Below are 16,594 nucleotides of genomic sequence, written 5' to 3'. Positions count from 1 at the left end.
CTGATCTGATTTTGATATGAAAGAGATTGCTTCGCCTTTAGCTCGCAATGACTAAGCATAAAAAAACCGTTTCACTGGGTGAAACGGTTCTTTTATTGTTAAGCGTATGCTAGAATTATTTCTTAGCAGCATCTTTAGCAGCATCAGCAGCTCCTTTAGCAGCATCAGCAGCTCCTTTAGCAGCGTCAGCAGCACCTTTAGCAGCATCTTTAGCAACTTCAGCACCAGCAGCAGTAGTAGCAGCAGCAGCATCTTTAGTAGCTTCTACAGCAGTAGTTGCAGCAGAATCAACAACTTTAGCAGCTGAATCAGAAACTACAGCAGCAGAATCAGCTACAGTAGCAGCAGCAGAATCAGTTGTACCTTCAGTAGCAGTAGCTTCAGTTTTTTTACAAGCAACTAGAGAGATTGCAGCGATAGCAGCTACGAATAATGACTTTTTCATAATAAATTAAATTTAATTTTGTTAATATTGTTTTATAAAATTTTCTTCTGTTCTGTTATTTGAACAAGACAAAGGTAGAGCAGTTAGAAAATTTGTCTATGAAAAATAATTGTAATACCTTTGTAAAATAGTTTTACAAAAAAACATAGCTGATAATCAATAATTTAATTATTTTTTGAAAAATTGACAGATTTGGATCTATTACACTTTGAACAGCTAAAAAAGGATGTTCAGGGTCAATACTTAAAAGAATATACCCCTTCGCAGGATGACATATCCAAGTGGAAGGGTATAGATATTATATATTTTCAGGAAGACCTTCGAAAAAAAGCGAAAGGAAACATCAGTGAAAAGTCATTTTACACGTATTTCAAAACTTCACCGGTTACTAAACTACCAAGAATAGATATGCTCAATTTATTGAGTATTTATGCGGGTTACGACTCCTGGTATGAGTTCAAAAAACAGCATCTTTTTGCGGGTGAACTGCTACAGGAAAATGAAAATTTTGATGAAGAAGATATTGATGAAATTGAAAAAACAGTTTCTGAAGCTCCTGAACTTCCAAAAATTGAACTTCAACCTAAAAAAGTTGAAATCAGGACCCCAGAAAATACTGATTTACAAAAATCAAATACTGAAAATCAATCGATTACACAAAATAGAACAACTCCCAACGAAATCGAAATTTCGTCTGCTCCTGCGAAGAAGAACTTCTTCAAAAAGAATGCATGGGCTCTTGTTACTTCCGTTTTGATTACCATTACCGGCCTTTTAGGATTTAAAGATGTTCTTTTTTCAAAAACTTATAAATATTGTTTCATTGATAAGGACAGAGGTGTTTCTGTGATCAATACTTTAGAAATAATGGTAGTGAAGGAAAATGAATCTCCGTTGATGTATAAAATAAAGCCGGGCGAATGTTTTTATTATTCTACCAAGGATAAAAATTTAAAAATGAGAATCAGCGCTCCTTTCTATGAGCCTCTGGAAGTGAACAGAAATCTTGAAAATGCTCCTGAAGAAGAAAAAATAGAACTAAAGCCTGATGATTATAAGATGGCTGTCTATTATTTCTCTATCAAAGATATCAAAGGAGGAAATCCGGATGAGCAGGTTGCTCTTATCAAGCAGAAGAGAAACCAGCTGGAAAACCTAATCAGCAGTAATGCCGTGATCTACCAGGTATATGATAATGATACTTATGGCATTGAAAGGCTGGATAAGCAGAAGTATATCACGCTGGTAACGACTCCAACAACCTCTCTGAAAAACCTGAATGTAATAGAAATGAAAAAGGATACCAAAGGTAAAATTGTATCCATCAAATTTAAAATTGCTACCACAGATGAAAAGAATAAGTAATTTTTTAATTTTCACCGTGCTTCTGACATTATTTATTGCCTGTAATAATAAAACCTCAGAGGTAAGCGACCTCGATAAGCTACGAAACAGCACCAACGAAAAAAGCTATCCTGCCGTACAGATGGATAGCATGCAGGCGATTAATTCCATCACCAAACAGAAAGTTCAGGAACTTCTTGATCTGTCTACTCTATATCTCAGCGGAAACAGAAATACGGAAATAGATACTGTCATTTATTCCCAGATGGAAAGCTATTTTCACAAACCGGATTCACTGACATTTAAAAGATTGCTGAAGGAACTGGACAGCATGAAAGTAAAAACAGCGAAAGTCAGCAATCTGAATGTATATAAAGATTTTTATAAAAAAGATACACTAGACTATGCCAGGTTTAATGTGGAATATTTTGACAGTAAAAACAAGTCGCTGGGAAGCTTTGAAAAGAATGCACAATACATCTTATTGTCTACATCAAAGCTTAAAAAAGAGTTTAAATTCTACTTTTTAGATTTTTATTCCAAACCGCTTCAAAAAGACAGCACTTCGGTAGGAGTAACCAAATAGTCCAGAGGAATATCATTTTCCCAGACATCATCCACATATTCATCGGGGGCAAAATAATTGACTCCGATTTTTTTTGCCTCGGGAGAAATACTTTGAAACAAGCTGTCATAAAATCCTTTACCATAGCCTACTCTATTCCCTTTTTTGTCACAATACAACAAAGGCGTAATCACATAATGAAAGTATTTTTCGCCAGAATCTTCATTGGAAACAGGTTCTGAAATCCCCCAACTGTTGGTTTCAAAAGCAGTATCTTCAGAAATTTCAATATTAATAAGCTTATCAGCTACAATTTTAGGCACATACACCCGGATATTCTGTGCTAAAAAATAATGAATGAAGATTTGGGTATCAATTTCTTTCCTTGCCGGAATCGGGATAAAAACGTGTACTTTTTCTGATTCTTTTGGCTTAAAATATTGAATGAAATTTTCAAAAATCTTCTCAGATAACAGAAAAGCCTCATCAGCAGACAAGGCTTTCCTTTTTTGGGTATATTTTTTTCTAAGCTCAGCTTTCAGCATAATGATTAAGTGATTCTTACAGAAATAATTTTCACAGGACAGGCGTTGGCTGCTCTCTCCAAATATTCAAACGCTTCGTGGTCTGGTGTTTTTAACGTGTAGAAGCCTTTTTTATCAATCGTCTTAAGCAATACTGATTTACCATCTTTTTTAGACATTCTAAAATATTCCGGAGCGAATTCAACACAGTAATTACAACCAATACATTTATCTCTCTGAAGTGTAGCAATGACCATTACGCTTTAACAATTTTATATAATTTGTCACTTGGCCGTACACGGAACTTCGTAGGGAAAGTAATCACATCAGACTTTGTTGCCTTGTCTGCCCCAGCCTTCTCATCAACGATCATACTTTCAATGATCATTTCCTGTGATCCTGTAGTGGGTCCCTGTATAAGGACACTGTCTCCTACAGAAATATCATAGGCCTCAACCACAAATTCTGCGATATTGGATTTCGGATAAAAATGCCTTCCTTTTCCAATATAGACTTTCTTTTGTGTTGCACTGGAACCGGAGTTTGAAGACCAGTCACCCAGCTCCTGGCCAAGATAATATCCACTCCAGAAGCCTCTGTTGTATACGGTCTCCAGAAGTTTCATCCATTCATCCACTTTTTCCTGAGAAAACGTTCCTTCCGCAATACTGTCAATTGCTTCTCTATAACATTTTGTAACTGTTGCTACATATTCAGGAGCCCTTCCTCTTCCTTCTATCTTCAAGACTTTCACACCGGCATCCACAATCTGATTCAGGAAACCAATCGTACAAAGGTCTTTGGGAGACATCATATATTCGTTATCAAGTTCAATTTCAAAACCTGACTCCTGATCAATCACAGTATATTTTTTCCGGCAGTTCTGTTTGCAGGCCCCTCTGTTTGCTGAAGAATTATGGGAATGCAGACTTAGATAGCATTTCCCGGATACGGCCATACATAAGGCACCATGTCCGAAAATTTCCACTTCAACAAGATTACCGGAAGGTCCTTTTACCTGATCTTTTTCAATCTGAGTACAGATTTTTTTGATCTGGCTGATACTTAATTCACGGCTCATCACCATGGTATCAGCAAAAAGAGCATAGAATTTTACGGTTTCAATATTGGTTATATTAATCTGGGTGGAAATATGCACCTCCATACCAATTTGCCTTGCATAAGAAATTACAGCCTGGTCCATTGCAATCACTGCTGTAAGACCGGCTTCCTTCGCTTTATCTAAAAGTGTTCTGACGATAGAAAGATCATGATCATAGATGATGGTGTTAAGGGTCAGATACGTTCTTACTCCTTTTTCAGCACATCTTCTGGCGATTTCCGGCAGATCATCAATGGTGAAGTTCATTGTTGCTCTTGCACGCATGTTGAGTTGTTCAACACCAAAATAGACAGAATCTGCACCATTATCTATAGCTGCCTGAAGTGATATGAAATCTCCTGCAGGAGACATCAGTTCTATTTTTCCGCTTTTTGTCATTTCAAGTCTGGAATTATTAAGTTGTTAAAACAGAAATAATTGTATTGACAGCTATGAATTATGCGTTTTGCACAATTCTGTACAATTTATCAGATAAACGAACTCTGAATGGCAGCGCAAAAGTAATCTGATCTCCAATGTTTGCCGTTTCACAAGGCCCTCCGTTAGCATAGATTTCAGTAATGGTGACTTCCTGCTCTCCCGTTGTAGGACCTGAGATCAATACTTTATCACCCACTGATAAATCCTTATGTTCAATTAAAAACTGTGCAATCTTTGATTTTGAGTAGTAATGTTCTGCCTTTCCAATCAATTCTTTTTTAACAGCAATCTTCTGACGGATATTTTTTGTCTCTGCTTTTGCCAAAGGCTTATCAGTTAAATCTCCTGAGTTTTTAAATTTCAGTGCATCTGATTTTCCTTTTCTGAATACTTTATTTCCAACCTGTAATCCCTTTCTCAGTTTCACCTGTTCATCCCACGGCAAATGAATGGTCTCCAGACATTCCGTAGAACAGCAGTTTTCCATCGCAGCTTTACAGTCGTCGCATTGGATAAACAACAAATGACAGGCATCATTGGCACAATTGGTATGATTATCACAAGGTTTTCCACACTGGTGGCATTGTGCAATAATATCATCTGTAATTCTCTCCCCCAGTCGGTGGTCAAATACAAAGTTTTTACCAATGAATTTACTTTTTATTCCTTCTTCTTTGATCTGTCGTGTATATTCAATGATACCTCCTTCCAATTGATAAACATTTTTGAAACCTTGGTGTTTGAAGTAAGCACTGGCTTTTTCACAACGGATTCCTCCGGTACAGTACATCAACAGGTTTTTATCTTCTTTAAAATCCTGTAGCTGTTCATTGATGATGGGTAAACTTTCTCTGAAATTTTCCACATCCGGAGTAATGGCACCTTCAAAATGCCCTACTTCACTTTCGTAGTGATTTCTGAAATCTACAACAATGGTATTGGGATCTTCCAGCATATTATTGAATTCCTGAGCTTTTAAGTGAATTCCTTTATTGGTCACATCAAAAGTTTCGTCATTCAAACCGTCAGCAACAATTTTGTTTCTGACTTTTATGGTTAATTTTAAAAATGAGTAATTGTCTTGGTCTACCGCTACATTCAAACGGATTCCTTTCATGAAGTCATAAACTTCGAGCGTATCACGAAAAGCCTCAAACTGATCTGCAGGAACACTCATCTGAGCATTAATTCCCTCTGTAGCAACATAAATACGGCCAAGTGCGTCCAATGCATTCCAGGCTATAAATAGTTCGTCGCGAAATTTTTTGGGGTCTTCGATTTTGGCATACGCATAGAAAGACAAGGTAAGACGGTCTTTACCGGCTTCATCAATAAGTTGAGCTCTTTCTTCTGCGCTTAAGGTGTTATACAGTTGCATGCTATAAACGTTTTAAGTGAGAATAAAAATTTTTGCAAAGATAATCATTTTAGAATTAAGTATATTTATAACACCAATCACGAACAATAATCAGTAACCTGCCAGCAATGAAAATCAGATCACTATGTATGATAAGTCTGCCATATTTTCTTTAATTTTTTTTTAAGTTTTGTTAACTGTGGCATTAACAATTATGACATAAGGCACAAAATCATATAATAGCCGTTAAATTTTAGTTAAAATTGAAACATAGCATACTAATTGCTTACTTATTTAACATTAAATTTGTTTACTCAAAAACATAAAAAGAAAATTAATTAATAAACAAGAAAGATATACAATGAAGAGTACTTTAAAAAAACTATTACCATTTGCAGTAGTTGGAGTCCTTTCCGGAGCTACTACCGTTGGAGCTTTACAATATTTCGGACACGGCTCCAACAATGGAGATCAATCTTATTTCACAACAGCAGCACCCAATACTTCATTCGCAGGAATGAATACGGGAGCAGTAGGTGATGATTTTGTAAAGGCGGCTAAAACAACCGTTCCCGCTGTAGTAACTATTAAAAATTATCAAAGCAGAACATCAAGCAGAGCTTCAGAGCAGGATTTGTTTGACTTTTTCTTCGGAGATCCTTTCGGGGGAAGAGGCCAGCAGAGACAAAAGCAGCAGGTTCCTGATAATATGCCATCGGGAATGGGTTCAGGGGTAATCATCTCTCCGGACGGTTATATCATTTCCAACAACCACGTGGTAGCAGGTGCTAATAAGCTGGAGGTCGTACTAAGCAACAAGAAATCATATATTGCAACATTGGTTGGAACAGACCCTAATACAGATATCTCTTTATTAAAGATTGAAGAAAAAGGGCTTCCTTATCTGAATTTTGCGAATTCTGACAATATTGATGTAGGACAATGGGTTCTTGCAGTAGGAAATCCATTAGGATTAAACTCTACGGTAACAGCAGGTATTGTTTCTGCTAAAGGAAGAGGTATCGGAATCCTGGGAAGCCAGGGAAAAGCTGCTAATCCTATTGAAAGCTTCATCCAGACGGATGCTGCTATTAACCCGGGTAACTCAGGAGGTGCTTTGGTAAATACCAATGGAGAACTGATCGGGATCAATTCTGCGATTCAGTCTACCACAGGATATTACCAGGGATACGGATTTGCCGTTCCTTCTAACCTGGCGAGAAAAATTGTTGAGGATATCAAGAAATTCGGAATTGTACAGAGAGGATTCCTTGGAGTTCAGTCTTTAGATCTTTCAAATGATCAGTTAGTAGCATCTTACAACAAGCAGTTTAAAACAAATCTAAAAGTAGGATCAGGAATCTATATTACAGGATTTGGTGAAAACAGTGGTGCTGAAGATGCAGGATTGAAAAAAGGAGACGTTATCACCAAAGTAGACAACTACGATATTACAGACTTTGCTGATCTTTCCATGTCTATCGGAAGCAAGCGTCCTGGTGACAAAGTTCAGGTAACCTACTCAAGAAATGGTAAAGAAGGAACTACTTCGGTAACACTTAGAGACCAGAAAGGAGGAACTTCAACCAGAACGAAAGCCGATCTTAGCGTAACAGAAAAAATCGGATCTGAATTTGACCCTCTTACGGAACGTTTCAAAACAGAATATGGACTGAACAGTGGTGTAGTAGCTAAAAACGTTTCTGAGGGCAGTGAAATGGCTAAAATCGGAATTGTAGATAACTATATCATCATCGAGGTAAACGGCAAACCTGTCAATTCACAAAAAGATGTAGAAAAAATCCTTGAGAAATATCAGGGGAATGTACAGGTAAAATTCGTAGATGATTACGGAAGAATTTATACGAAAGGATTCAAAATGCCTTAATTGAATTTTTTTGATTTCACATTAAAAAGTTAACCATTCTTGCTTAAGAATGGTTTTTTTTGAAAAAAAGTTAACTAAGCTCAATGCAGAAACTAACACAAGCCATATAAAACACTGATTAACACACTTCTATTTTTTATATATTTGAAAAAACAAAAATGCATGAAAAAAGCTACCTATGAGGATAGAGAAAAAGTCGTTACTATTTTATGCCAGTCTTTCATAAATGTTCTTATTCCTAATTCTATCAATTTTGTCATAAAGAATTCTGGCAACAGATATAAGAGATTGAGAGCATTAATGGAATTTCAATTTGATTTATCACTGCTAAATGGAAGCATATTTCTCAGCGACGATCACAAAGCATGCATTTTATACTTAGAAAAATCCCAAATCAGTTTAAAAAAAATCTGGCTTGAAATAAAATTGCTGTTCAATTGTATTGGAATTGAAAATATCTTTAAAGTTTTACAACGAGAAAAACTCTTAGTAAAATTTCATCCGGAAGAAAAATTTGTTCATTTATGGTTAATAGCTGTAGTTCCTGGTGAACAGGGCAAAGGAATTGGAACAAGACTTTTAAAAGAATCTATGAGTAAATATGAGAACGAACTCATATATGTTGAAACAACAACATTAGAAAACAGAACCTTCTACCAACAAAATGGATTTACCATTTTCCATGAAACCTTTGAGCTGGATTATCCTCTTTATTTTTTGAAATATGTTTAATACGGAAATCTACTAACTCTTTTCAACAAAAAACGCTGCAGAATCTGCAGCGTTTTTTTTATTATTTATTTAGACTTATTCATTTTGTCAGCGATACTTTTCTTTTTATTTCTTTCATAGATCACTTCTACAATCTTCCCTCCAATCCAGGAAAACGGAAAGAACGTAAGGAAAATGGAGATCTTATAAAACGTAGGATGATAGGGAAAAATAATAACATCCAACATGGCAATAAAAAGCATAATAAAGCCAATCAGAATAGCATAGGCTACTTTAGCATATTTAACAATGATAGCGGTTGCCACTCCCCCAATAGTAGTTCCTAATCCGGAAATAAATAAAAGGAAGCCGAAAAACGCCTTATCATCTTTCATACTGAAAAGAAACCTTTGCCAGTGCTCAAACGGAGCAAAAGCCTCAAAAGTTACCCATTGCGGAAAAGCCCTTATACCAAGAGTAATAATAAGCCCTGCAATACCAAGACCTATCAGAACCGCAACTGTATTTCTTATAAAATTCATTAATCCTGATGTGCAATCATAGAAATTTCGATATCCACATTTTTAGGCAAACATGAAACCTGTACTGTTTCACGAGCTGGATAGCTTTCTGAATCTAAGTAAGATGCATAGATATCATTCATTACAGCAAAATCATCCATACTTTTAAGGAAGATGGTAGCTTTTACAACGTTTTTGAAAGTCATGCCGGCTTCAGTAAGAATCGCTTCAAGGTTTTTCATTACCTGGTGCGTTTCCTTTTCAATACCTTCTACCAATTTACCAGTTGCAGGATCTACAGGAATCTGTCCGGAGATATACAAAACTCCGTTGGCCATATTAGCTTGTGAATAAGGTCCGATCGCTGCAGGTGCATTAACTGTGTTGATTATTTGTTTCATAACGGATATTTATTTTTTTCTATGGTTATATGCAATCACTATCTGCAATATTCGTTGGTATTTGAATTCTGCCAACAGTGATTTTCATTAGAATTTATTTTGCTTGCAAATATAAAATTTATATTGTCAAATGCCAATCTGATATTAGAAAGGTGCATTAGGCTGGGTAAAGCTTCTGTCTTTGTACTTCAAGGCATCACTTAAGATATTGGCTTTGATACCGATAAAGAAGTCATACACTTTATATTGTCCGAAAGGAACCCAGTTGAAATTGATCGTAAAGCTTCGCTGATCTCTTGAAAAACCAATTCTTGTATATGCCAATTCTTTGGTCACCATATCATAATGGGTACTTCCGTTGATATTCCAGTATGGAGTCAGTTTGATGCTACCATCCAATCCAATGGATGCAATTTTATTACCAAATCTGCTTAATCCTTTGGAATAAGCGTAATTGGCGCTGACATTTAAAGTCCAGGCCTGATCAAAGTGAGCATAATGATCATCATCAAAATAATAATTTTCATTTCGGATTTCTCCCTTCGAGGAATATTTTTTGGCATAATCTGTTTTTTCTCCAAAGATCTCGCTGCTTAAAGGATATGATAACTGAACATTGAATCCCTGTACACTGAAGTGTCCGAACTGCTCTGTTCTTATTCCGGTATCCTGTCCCGGTAAAAACTCAATTTTATAAGGTTCCAGTGCAAGACTGGTATTTACCGTTAACTTATTATTGAAAAATGAAGACTGTCCGTTGATGGAGAACACAGACCAAGGGTGATCTTTAGCGGCAAAGTTGTAGCTTCCTGCAAGGTTTAAAGATTCAAAAATTTTGATTTTCTTCACCCCTGTAGAATCACTCTTAGATTTTACTTTCATCTCGATATTGTTACCGATATTAAAACCCAAAGCTCCCTGCATACCGCTTGACGGGCTTCCGATAATTCCTTTTTCAAAAATAGAATATGGCGTCAACGCTCCGTTTGCATTATAATAGTTTCTGTAATATCCGAAATTAGGACTTGAAAAATCCGGGGAATAAGTAAAGCTTACACTCGGGGTCATCATATGTCTTACGGCTTCCACAGCAGATCCTTTTTTGAATTTCATCATCCCGAAAAGTGTGGTCTGAAGACTGGCAGAAGTAGAGAAAGTAGAGTATCCTGTAAAGTTTTTATTGATTTCATCAACAGTTACATTCTTTACCGGATCATAATACCTGTTCAGTGTTTTTGTTGTCAGGGCATTGTCAATATTCGCACTTAAACTGAAAGTAAAATATTTCGCCAAAGTTGTATTGGTAGCCAATGCGATATTATTTTTAAGGCCGGTCTGCATTTTATCCCACATTTCTTTTTTAAACAACTCATTTTCCTGAGTATTCACGAAATTGGTAAGGTTGAAACCGGTATTCACTGTAATATTTTCAAGCAATCCCTGTCTGATTCCTGTTCTTGATTTAAACAAATAAAACTGGTTGATGGCCACGTTCATCTGCGGAAGACGAAGGTCTGCCAATCCTGTCGCAAAGTTCTGGGAATATGAAGCAGTTCCTGTAATCGTCATCGGCAGTTTCAGGAATCTTTTGGTAAGGGTTACCGTAGAGTTTTGCTGAGTATTCAATACATTCTGGTTGAAAATGTAATTGTTGTTAAGCGGGTTGTTATAGAACTTGGTACTTACAATATCAACAGAAGCACTGAATGTAAGGAAAGGATTGGCTTTGGAATCCTGCGAGTGTGTCCAGTTGATTCTGTAGGTACTGTTTTTAGTATAATCGTCCAGACCTTTGATTCCTCTCACCATTGTACCGATATCTGCCGTAAAGTTTCCGGAGTAACGGTATTTCTTCTGGTAATTCACCTGCGGACGTAAATTCCAGCTTCCTTTTGTATAAATATCTGCTAAAACTTTAAGGTCAAAATGTTCCCCGATGGGTTGGTAATATCCTATTCCGTTCAGGAAGAAACCTACATCTTCTCTTTCCCCGAAACTTGGAATCAGAATACCCGCAGCTCTTTTATCTGAGAATGGTAAAATAGCGAATGGAAGATAAAGCGGTGTAGGAACCTGTTCGATAAACATCTGAATAGGACCTGTCACGATTTGGGATTTTGTTTTGGTTTTAATCAGCTTAATATTATAAGCTCTCATAAAATAATCCGCTGCCGTATCTTTTTTCTTGATAAAATAATCATCCGTTGTATAATCTGCTTTTCTCATTGCAAATACGGAATCATTATATTTTTTGGTTTTCTGTGCTATAATTACCCCTTCACTTTCTTCTGTTCTTGCATTGAAGGCAATGGCCTGTTTTGTTTTTGTATTATAGCTGAATTCGTTGGTTTCGTATTTTTTTCCGGCCTGCGTAGTGATTACAGGCTCCACAATCTTGCCCAAAGAGTCTTGTTTTCCTCTTGCATAGATCAGATTTTTATTATCATCAATAGAGATATAATCTGCATCAATCTGCATATCCTGATACTTTACCTGAGCATTTTTGTTCAGGAATGTCATTTTTTTCGGAACGTCTCTTCTCTGATCATCCGCTTTTGTACGGAGAACATCATTGAGGGTTTCTTTTTTTACAACTATGGTATCCTTTTTGGAAATAGTATCATTAACCGCATTTTTAGGCAATTTTTCAGGAGTTTTCTGTGCTAAAAAATTGTTAAAAATTAGGATAATTAAAATTTGTAATATATTTTTGAAGACGGTTTTGGCCAATTTTATACTATATAATTAAGGCCCAAAATTAATATAATTTTTATAACTGTAAGATGCACAAACAAAATTTTAAAATAATTTTATCATTTCTCCTTATCCTTATCAGCAACTTTATTTTCTCCCAGAAGAAGTTTACTATCGTTCTGGATGCTGGACACGGAGGAAGTGATCATGGAGCCAACAGGACCTATTCCGACATCGGAAGAATCGCAGAAAAAGACATTACACTTGCCATTACGTTAAAAGTAGGTGCCATGTTAGAAAAAAACAGAGATTTTAAGGTAATTTATACCCGTAAAATAGACGAGTATCCGTCTCTGTCTGACAGAACCAATCTGGCCAACAGAAGCAAAGCAGACCTTTTTATATCCATTCACTGTAACTCATCCCAGAGACCTACAGCGTATGGAACAGAAACGTATGTGCAGGGACCCAACCAGAATAATGAAAACCTGGAAGTAGCCAAAAGAGAAAATGACGTAATTTTCCTGGATGAAAAAGATAAACAGATCTTTGGTTCTTATAATCCGGACTCACCGGAGTCATTAATTGCCCTGAAACTTCAGCAAAGTAAATATCTCGAATCAAGTCTTCTTTTGGGAGGATTGGTAGAAGATAATTTTGTGAATAAAGATAAAAGATCATCAAGAGGTGTATTTCAGAAAAACCTTCACGTTCTCCGTATGAATGCCATGCCATCTGTACTGATAGAAACCGGGTTCATCAATCACCCTGAAGAAAGTCACTACATCGCTTCAGATAAGGGGCAGACTGAAATTGCAGAAAGTATCTACAATGCCATAATTGATTATAAAAAGGCGATTGACAGAAAATCCGGTGGTTCTATTGCAACAAGAAAGCCAGAACCGGAAAAACCTGCAGAGGTTCCTTTGAAAAATGATTTCAGAATTCTATTAATGAGTTCTCCTACGAAATACAATGAAAATGATCCTGCCCTGAAAGGCCTGAACTATATTCTTACGCTTAAAGAAAACGGGCAGTACAAATATTACTATGCTGTCACCAATATGGCTTCGGTAAAAGATATTAATCTTAAAACAGCAAAGGATGCCGGCTTCAGAAATGCATTTGCCGTAGGATTTATGCCTAATCAGAGAATCAGCATGGGATATTATACGATTGAAGTGTATGCAGGCGATAAACTGAACGGGAATTCTTATATCCTCCAGAATTTAAAAGATGTGGAACGAAATAAGGACAACGGTGTATTCTACTACACGTATGGAAAAGTATACACATTGGAAGATGCTGTAAAACTTCAGAAGGAACTTGAAGCTAAAGGTATCAAAAATACCGTGATACAAAAGGTCTACAGATAAATCAAAAAAAATAATTTTGAAGTTTAAAAGTTAATTCCTACTTTTGCAACCTCAAAATTTGGCCTATTCGTCTAGTGGTCAGGACTCAAGATTTTCATTCTTGCAACAGGGGTTCGATTCCCCTATAGGCTACTAAACTACACCACTCAATCCCTGATCAATACAAGGTTCAGGGATTTTTTTATTCCAAAAGTCAACGGAATCTCCACGGATTTTAAAAGAACTCTCATACACGCTTTGTACAGGGCGAATTTCGAAAATCTTTTTTGTTCGCTAAAATTTTTCTTTCCTTTTGTTATCTTTGTATTTATTGAAGTTAATTCGAAAATATCTTGCTCTCAGGGCTGAAAGCCCCTTGAATTTGCTTCTTTTGTTTGAAAAGGAGCTTTTTGAGAAATACAAAAACAGGCTCAAAACAAGCCTGTTCTGTTTATAAAATTTATTTTTAACTTTTTTAATTATTTATTTACTACCTTGTCTTACTTCTGTGAAAATTTCTCCATTATCACTCACTTTATAATATATAAAGCTGTTAAAACTATGTTGTAAATAAATAGGATGACCATTCTCATCATTAATTACAAGTCCAGCTAGTTGATTTTTTCCCCAATCTTCCTCTCCGAAAAATACAGATACATTCCAAGAATTAATTTTTTCTCCATCCAAATAAAAATCTTTATTTTCACGAATAATCATTTTTTCTTTAGTATCATATATGAAATTTGTTTTCTCTAAAACATCTTTGGCAATTTCCTCAATTTGTTCTTTTGTATGCTTCATATCTATTTATTTTAATATTCCTAATTTTTTTAATTTGACTAACTCTTCCATTTCATCAATTACTAATTTTGGCTGTCCCATTGGTATTCTAATCTTATCATTTAAATATTCATAAGAATCAACCAATTCTCTTTTAGTCCATTTTTCTTTTGTTTTCCATATAGCTTCCCAAACCATTGTTTCATCTTCCCAAAGAGGTAATTTGGCATATTCTTCAGGGGATAATCTTTTCCAAGTTTTCATGTGAACCATTTCATGGAAAACTGTCAATTCTGAAACCTCTGAACGTAAAAACATAGTTTTAAGTCTTGGATTGAAAGAACCTACTACACCTCTTGCATTCCAGTCCTTAAGTTTTTGTTTCATTCCAAAGTCCTTATCTACAATTTTCAAATCTACATCATATAACTCCTTTAGCAGCTTTCGGAGCTTTTTTAATTCTTTTAAAGTTAATAATCTCCCTCCATCTAATCCAAAACTATCATCAATTTTTCTGAAAAGCTCTTCAATATCCTCAACTACTTCATCATGAATTCTATTACCACTTCCAAATATAGCATCAATTTTCTTTCTAATCCATTCCGCAACTTTACCACTTTTTATAGCTTCCAGCATTTCAAGAAACTCTTTCTCCAACCATTTGTAAAAGTCTTGTGCAGAATTAGCAATTTTCCCACCTAAATTTTTAGAGAGTTGTATTCCCTTCGCTCCTAACTCTTCTGCCTTAGCTGTTATTCTGCTGATTTTAGCTGACAGGTCTGCCACTAAAGAGCCTCCTCCTGTAAAATATGCAATAATAGCATCTAAGATAAGTTCAAATGCAACAGCACCAATGAAGTATGCCCAAAAATACTCATTATAATCTTTTATTGAAGAAAACTTCTTTTTTAGTACATCAATAACTTTTGATAGTTCTTTCCATATCTTACCTTCACTGAACAGACTTTTAATACCTGCAAGAAATTCTTTAGAATTTTTGGTAAATAAATCTACAAAATCTTCTATGAATTCTAATTTCTCTTGATGTTTTGCCAACTCTAACGGACTCATTTTTTCCATCTCCAAAAAAGGAATTTTATCCGTAACCATTGCTAATAGCATAATAACGGTTTGTGCTAAAGAAATTAAGCTATTGAGCAGACCACATAAAAAAGCGTTAATTTTTGCAACTTCTCGATTGACTTTCTCCACGATAATTGCACCAATACCTGAAAAAACTTCCAATATTTCATTAAAAAAAACTTTGAGCTTGTTATAGACATTTTTTATACTTTCAGGGATATTATCTTCAATGAAATTTTTTAAATAGAAAACAACAGCAAAGAAAATATCATCCGTAATAGTAGGTGTTGCCTTTACTACGGTTGTGACTATTGCCAAAGAAACTTCTTCAAAATAGTTTGCAAACTCTTTAAACCTGCTAAATCCTGTTGCTGCAACTTCAGAAGCGTTTTGCATGGTCTTATATTCTTGAGCAGCAATGGGAACAGGAATAATCGGTTTGTATTTCACTTCCTGTTTTGAAAAACCAATTGTTCCTATTTTATTTTGATAAGTGCTGTACATCGGGTTTACATAATATTTGATGTAATCGTAATTTTCCTCTGTAAATTTCCATTTCTCAATGGTTTCTATGCCTCCTCTCATCCAGTCTGCCAACTGATTGTTTAATGAGAATACCTTTTTATAGACTTCATTTAGTTTACTTTGTTCAGCAATTTCCAGATAGATTGCACCCCTTAAAAGAGTTTCGTTTATCTTTGTATCATCTGCAAGCTCTCTAACAAGATTGTCAAACCCACTTACGGTTATTGATTCTGTTGGAGTTACATACGTGGTATTTTGATTATTACTATAAATTCTGTTAAAGAAGTTTTTGGCATCTTTTCCCATTTTTACCCGACAGGCAGTGCCAAAAAAGTTACTTTTTTTAGGGTCATCTTCTTCATAGAAAACTTTAAATTGTTTCTCTTCTACCCCCTCTTTTTCGTATCTATCAAACACTTCAACACCACTCTTACATTGTATGAAAGTATATTTTATGCGATCTGTTTCTTTAGTTTCGGGTATTTTATCGAAATCTTCGGGAGGAACAACAAATGTTTCAAAAAACACACTGTTTTCTCCTAAAGGGCTGTCAATGTCTCTGCTCAAGACGTAATTTAATCTTTGTATCATATCATTTGAATTTATTATGAGCCAAATGTAGATTCGGGTAACGACAGAACCTGACGTATTATATTTATTTTACTTGAGACTTCACCTCATAATATTGCTATTAGCAATATTTGTATTAAGAATTATTTGAAAAAGGCAATCCCTATATGTTATATGTCACAAAAGCATTATATTTGCAAAAAATTTATCCATAGTTGGTTCTACCAATATGGTAACACTGATGAAAAATATTATTGATAAATCATTGTTTGCAGTTTTCTGCAGACC

At 35.4% G+C, this 16,594-nt stretch carries 15 protein-coding genes and 1 tRNA gene; 6 read left to right on the top strand and 10 right to left on the bottom strand.

Annotation, left to right across the window (positions count from 1 at the left end):
- Positions 1–115: 115 nt before the first annotated feature.
- Positions 116–445 carry a hypothetical protein gene (locus AC59HC_RS04650; RefSeq protein ID WP_034694620.1) on the bottom strand — a complete coding sequence of 110 codons (330 nt, stop codon included), beginning with the start codon at positions 443–445 and terminating at the stop codon, positions 116–118.
- Between the two features lie 183 nt (positions 446–628).
- On the opposite strand from AC59HC_RS04650, the gene AC59HC_RS04645 reads away from it, so the two are divergent.
- A complete protein-coding gene (locus tag AC59HC_RS04645; RefSeq protein WP_496558080.1) occupies positions 629–1,810 on the top strand; it encodes a hypothetical protein in 1,182 nt (393 codons plus the stop codon).
- Positions 1,794–2,375, top strand: coding sequence for a hypothetical protein (locus tag AC59HC_RS04640; RefSeq protein WP_202840883.1), 582 nt, complete (start codon positions 1,794–1,796; stop codon positions 2,373–2,375). Before AC59HC_RS04645 ends, AC59HC_RS04640 begins: the two co-directional genes overlap by 17 nt.
- Here AC59HC_RS04640 and AC59HC_RS04635 read toward each other — a convergent pair.
- Genes AC59HC_RS04635 through trhO form a run of 4 tightly spaced genes read right to left on the bottom strand, consistent with a single transcriptional unit; the run spans position 2,339 to position 5,799 of the window.
- Entirely contained in the window at positions 2,339–2,899 is a 561-nt protein-coding gene (locus tag AC59HC_RS04635) for a 5-formyltetrahydrofolate cyclo-ligase (RefSeq protein ID WP_496558079.1), read from the bottom strand. The two genes, AC59HC_RS04640 and AC59HC_RS04635, sit on opposite strands and share 37 nt — an antisense overlap.
- 5 nt (positions 2,900–2,904) lie before the next feature.
- Positions 2,905–3,135 (bottom strand): ferredoxin, encoded by a 231-nt coding sequence (locus AC59HC_RS04630; RefSeq protein WP_062673534.1) that lies wholly within the window; start codon positions 3,133–3,135, stop codon positions 2,905–2,907.
- Positions 3,135–4,379, bottom strand: a complete 1,245-nt coding sequence (locus tag AC59HC_RS04625) for a peptidase U32 family protein (RefSeq protein ID WP_496558078.1) — start codon at positions 4,377–4,379, stop codon at positions 3,135–3,137. Before AC59HC_RS04625 ends, AC59HC_RS04630 begins: the two co-directional genes overlap by 1 nt.
- Before the next feature lie 58 nt (positions 4,380–4,437).
- Positions 4,438–5,799, bottom strand: coding sequence for an oxygen-dependent tRNA uridine(34) hydroxylase TrhO (gene trhO, locus AC59HC_RS04620; protein WP_120232570.1), 1,362 nt, complete (start codon positions 5,797–5,799; stop codon positions 4,438–4,440).
- 340 nt (positions 5,800–6,139) lie between these two features.
- On the opposite strand from trhO, the gene AC59HC_RS04615 reads away from it, so the two are divergent.
- Positions 6,140–7,666: a trypsin-like peptidase domain-containing protein gene (locus AC59HC_RS04615; RefSeq protein WP_202840891.1), complete on the top strand. Its 1,527-nt coding sequence runs from the start codon at positions 6,140–6,142 to the stop codon at positions 7,664–7,666.
- A 162-nt stretch (positions 7,667–7,828) separates the two neighbouring features.
- Positions 7,829–8,398, top strand: a complete 570-nt coding sequence (locus AC59HC_RS04610; RefSeq protein ID WP_496558077.1) for a GNAT family N-acetyltransferase — start codon at positions 7,829–7,831, stop codon at positions 8,396–8,398.
- 65 nt (positions 8,399–8,463) lie between these two features.
- Here AC59HC_RS04610 and AC59HC_RS04605 read toward each other — a convergent pair whose 3' ends face one another.
- From AC59HC_RS04605 to AC59HC_RS04595, 3 genes are all read right to left on the bottom strand, one after another.
- Positions 8,464–8,919, bottom strand: coding sequence for a hypothetical protein (locus AC59HC_RS04605; RefSeq protein ID WP_110008516.1), 456 nt, complete (start codon positions 8,917–8,919; stop codon positions 8,464–8,466).
- Entirely contained in the window at positions 8,919–9,299 is a 381-nt protein-coding gene (locus tag AC59HC_RS04600; RefSeq protein ID WP_034694591.1) for a RidA family protein, read from the bottom strand. The genes AC59HC_RS04605 and AC59HC_RS04600 overlap by 1 nt, the downstream gene beginning before the upstream one ends.
- A 144-nt stretch (positions 9,300–9,443) precedes the next feature.
- Positions 9,444–12,029, bottom strand: coding sequence for a putative LPS assembly protein LptD (locus AC59HC_RS04595; protein WP_110008515.1), 2,586 nt, complete (start codon positions 12,027–12,029; stop codon positions 9,444–9,446).
- A gap of 53 nt (positions 12,030–12,082) precedes the next feature.
- Between AC59HC_RS04595 and AC59HC_RS04590 the strand changes: the two genes are divergently transcribed.
- Both AC59HC_RS04590 and AC59HC_RS04585 read left to right on the top strand, forming a co-directional pair.
- Positions 12,083–13,369: an N-acetylmuramoyl-L-alanine amidase family protein gene (locus AC59HC_RS04590; RefSeq protein ID WP_202840895.1), complete on the top strand. Its 1,287-nt coding sequence runs from the start codon at positions 12,083–12,085 to the stop codon at positions 13,367–13,369.
- Between the two features lie 60 nt (positions 13,370–13,429).
- A tRNA-Glu gene (locus AC59HC_RS04585) sits at positions 13,430–13,501 on the top strand.
- 330 nt (positions 13,502–13,831) lie between these two features.
- On the opposite strand, the gene AC59HC_RS04580 is transcribed toward AC59HC_RS04585, so the two are convergent.
- The gene (locus AC59HC_RS04580; RefSeq protein ID WP_202840897.1) at positions 13,832–14,149 is read right to left on the bottom strand and encodes a hypothetical protein; all 318 of its coding nucleotides are present in this window, start codon (positions 14,147–14,149) and stop codon (positions 13,832–13,834) included.
- Between the two features lie 6 nt (positions 14,150–14,155).
- Positions 14,156–16,327, bottom strand: a complete 2,172-nt coding sequence (locus tag AC59HC_RS04575) for a zincin-like metallopeptidase toxin domain-containing protein (RefSeq protein ID WP_496558076.1) — start codon at positions 16,325–16,327, stop codon at positions 14,156–14,158.
- Positions 16,328–16,594 lie beyond the last annotated feature (267 nt).

Source organism: Chryseobacterium sp. DZ-32 (genome assembly GCF_059587025.1).
The sequence above is the reverse complement of the archived record's forward strand: the minus strand, read 5'-3'. Positions and strand labels throughout refer to the sequence as shown.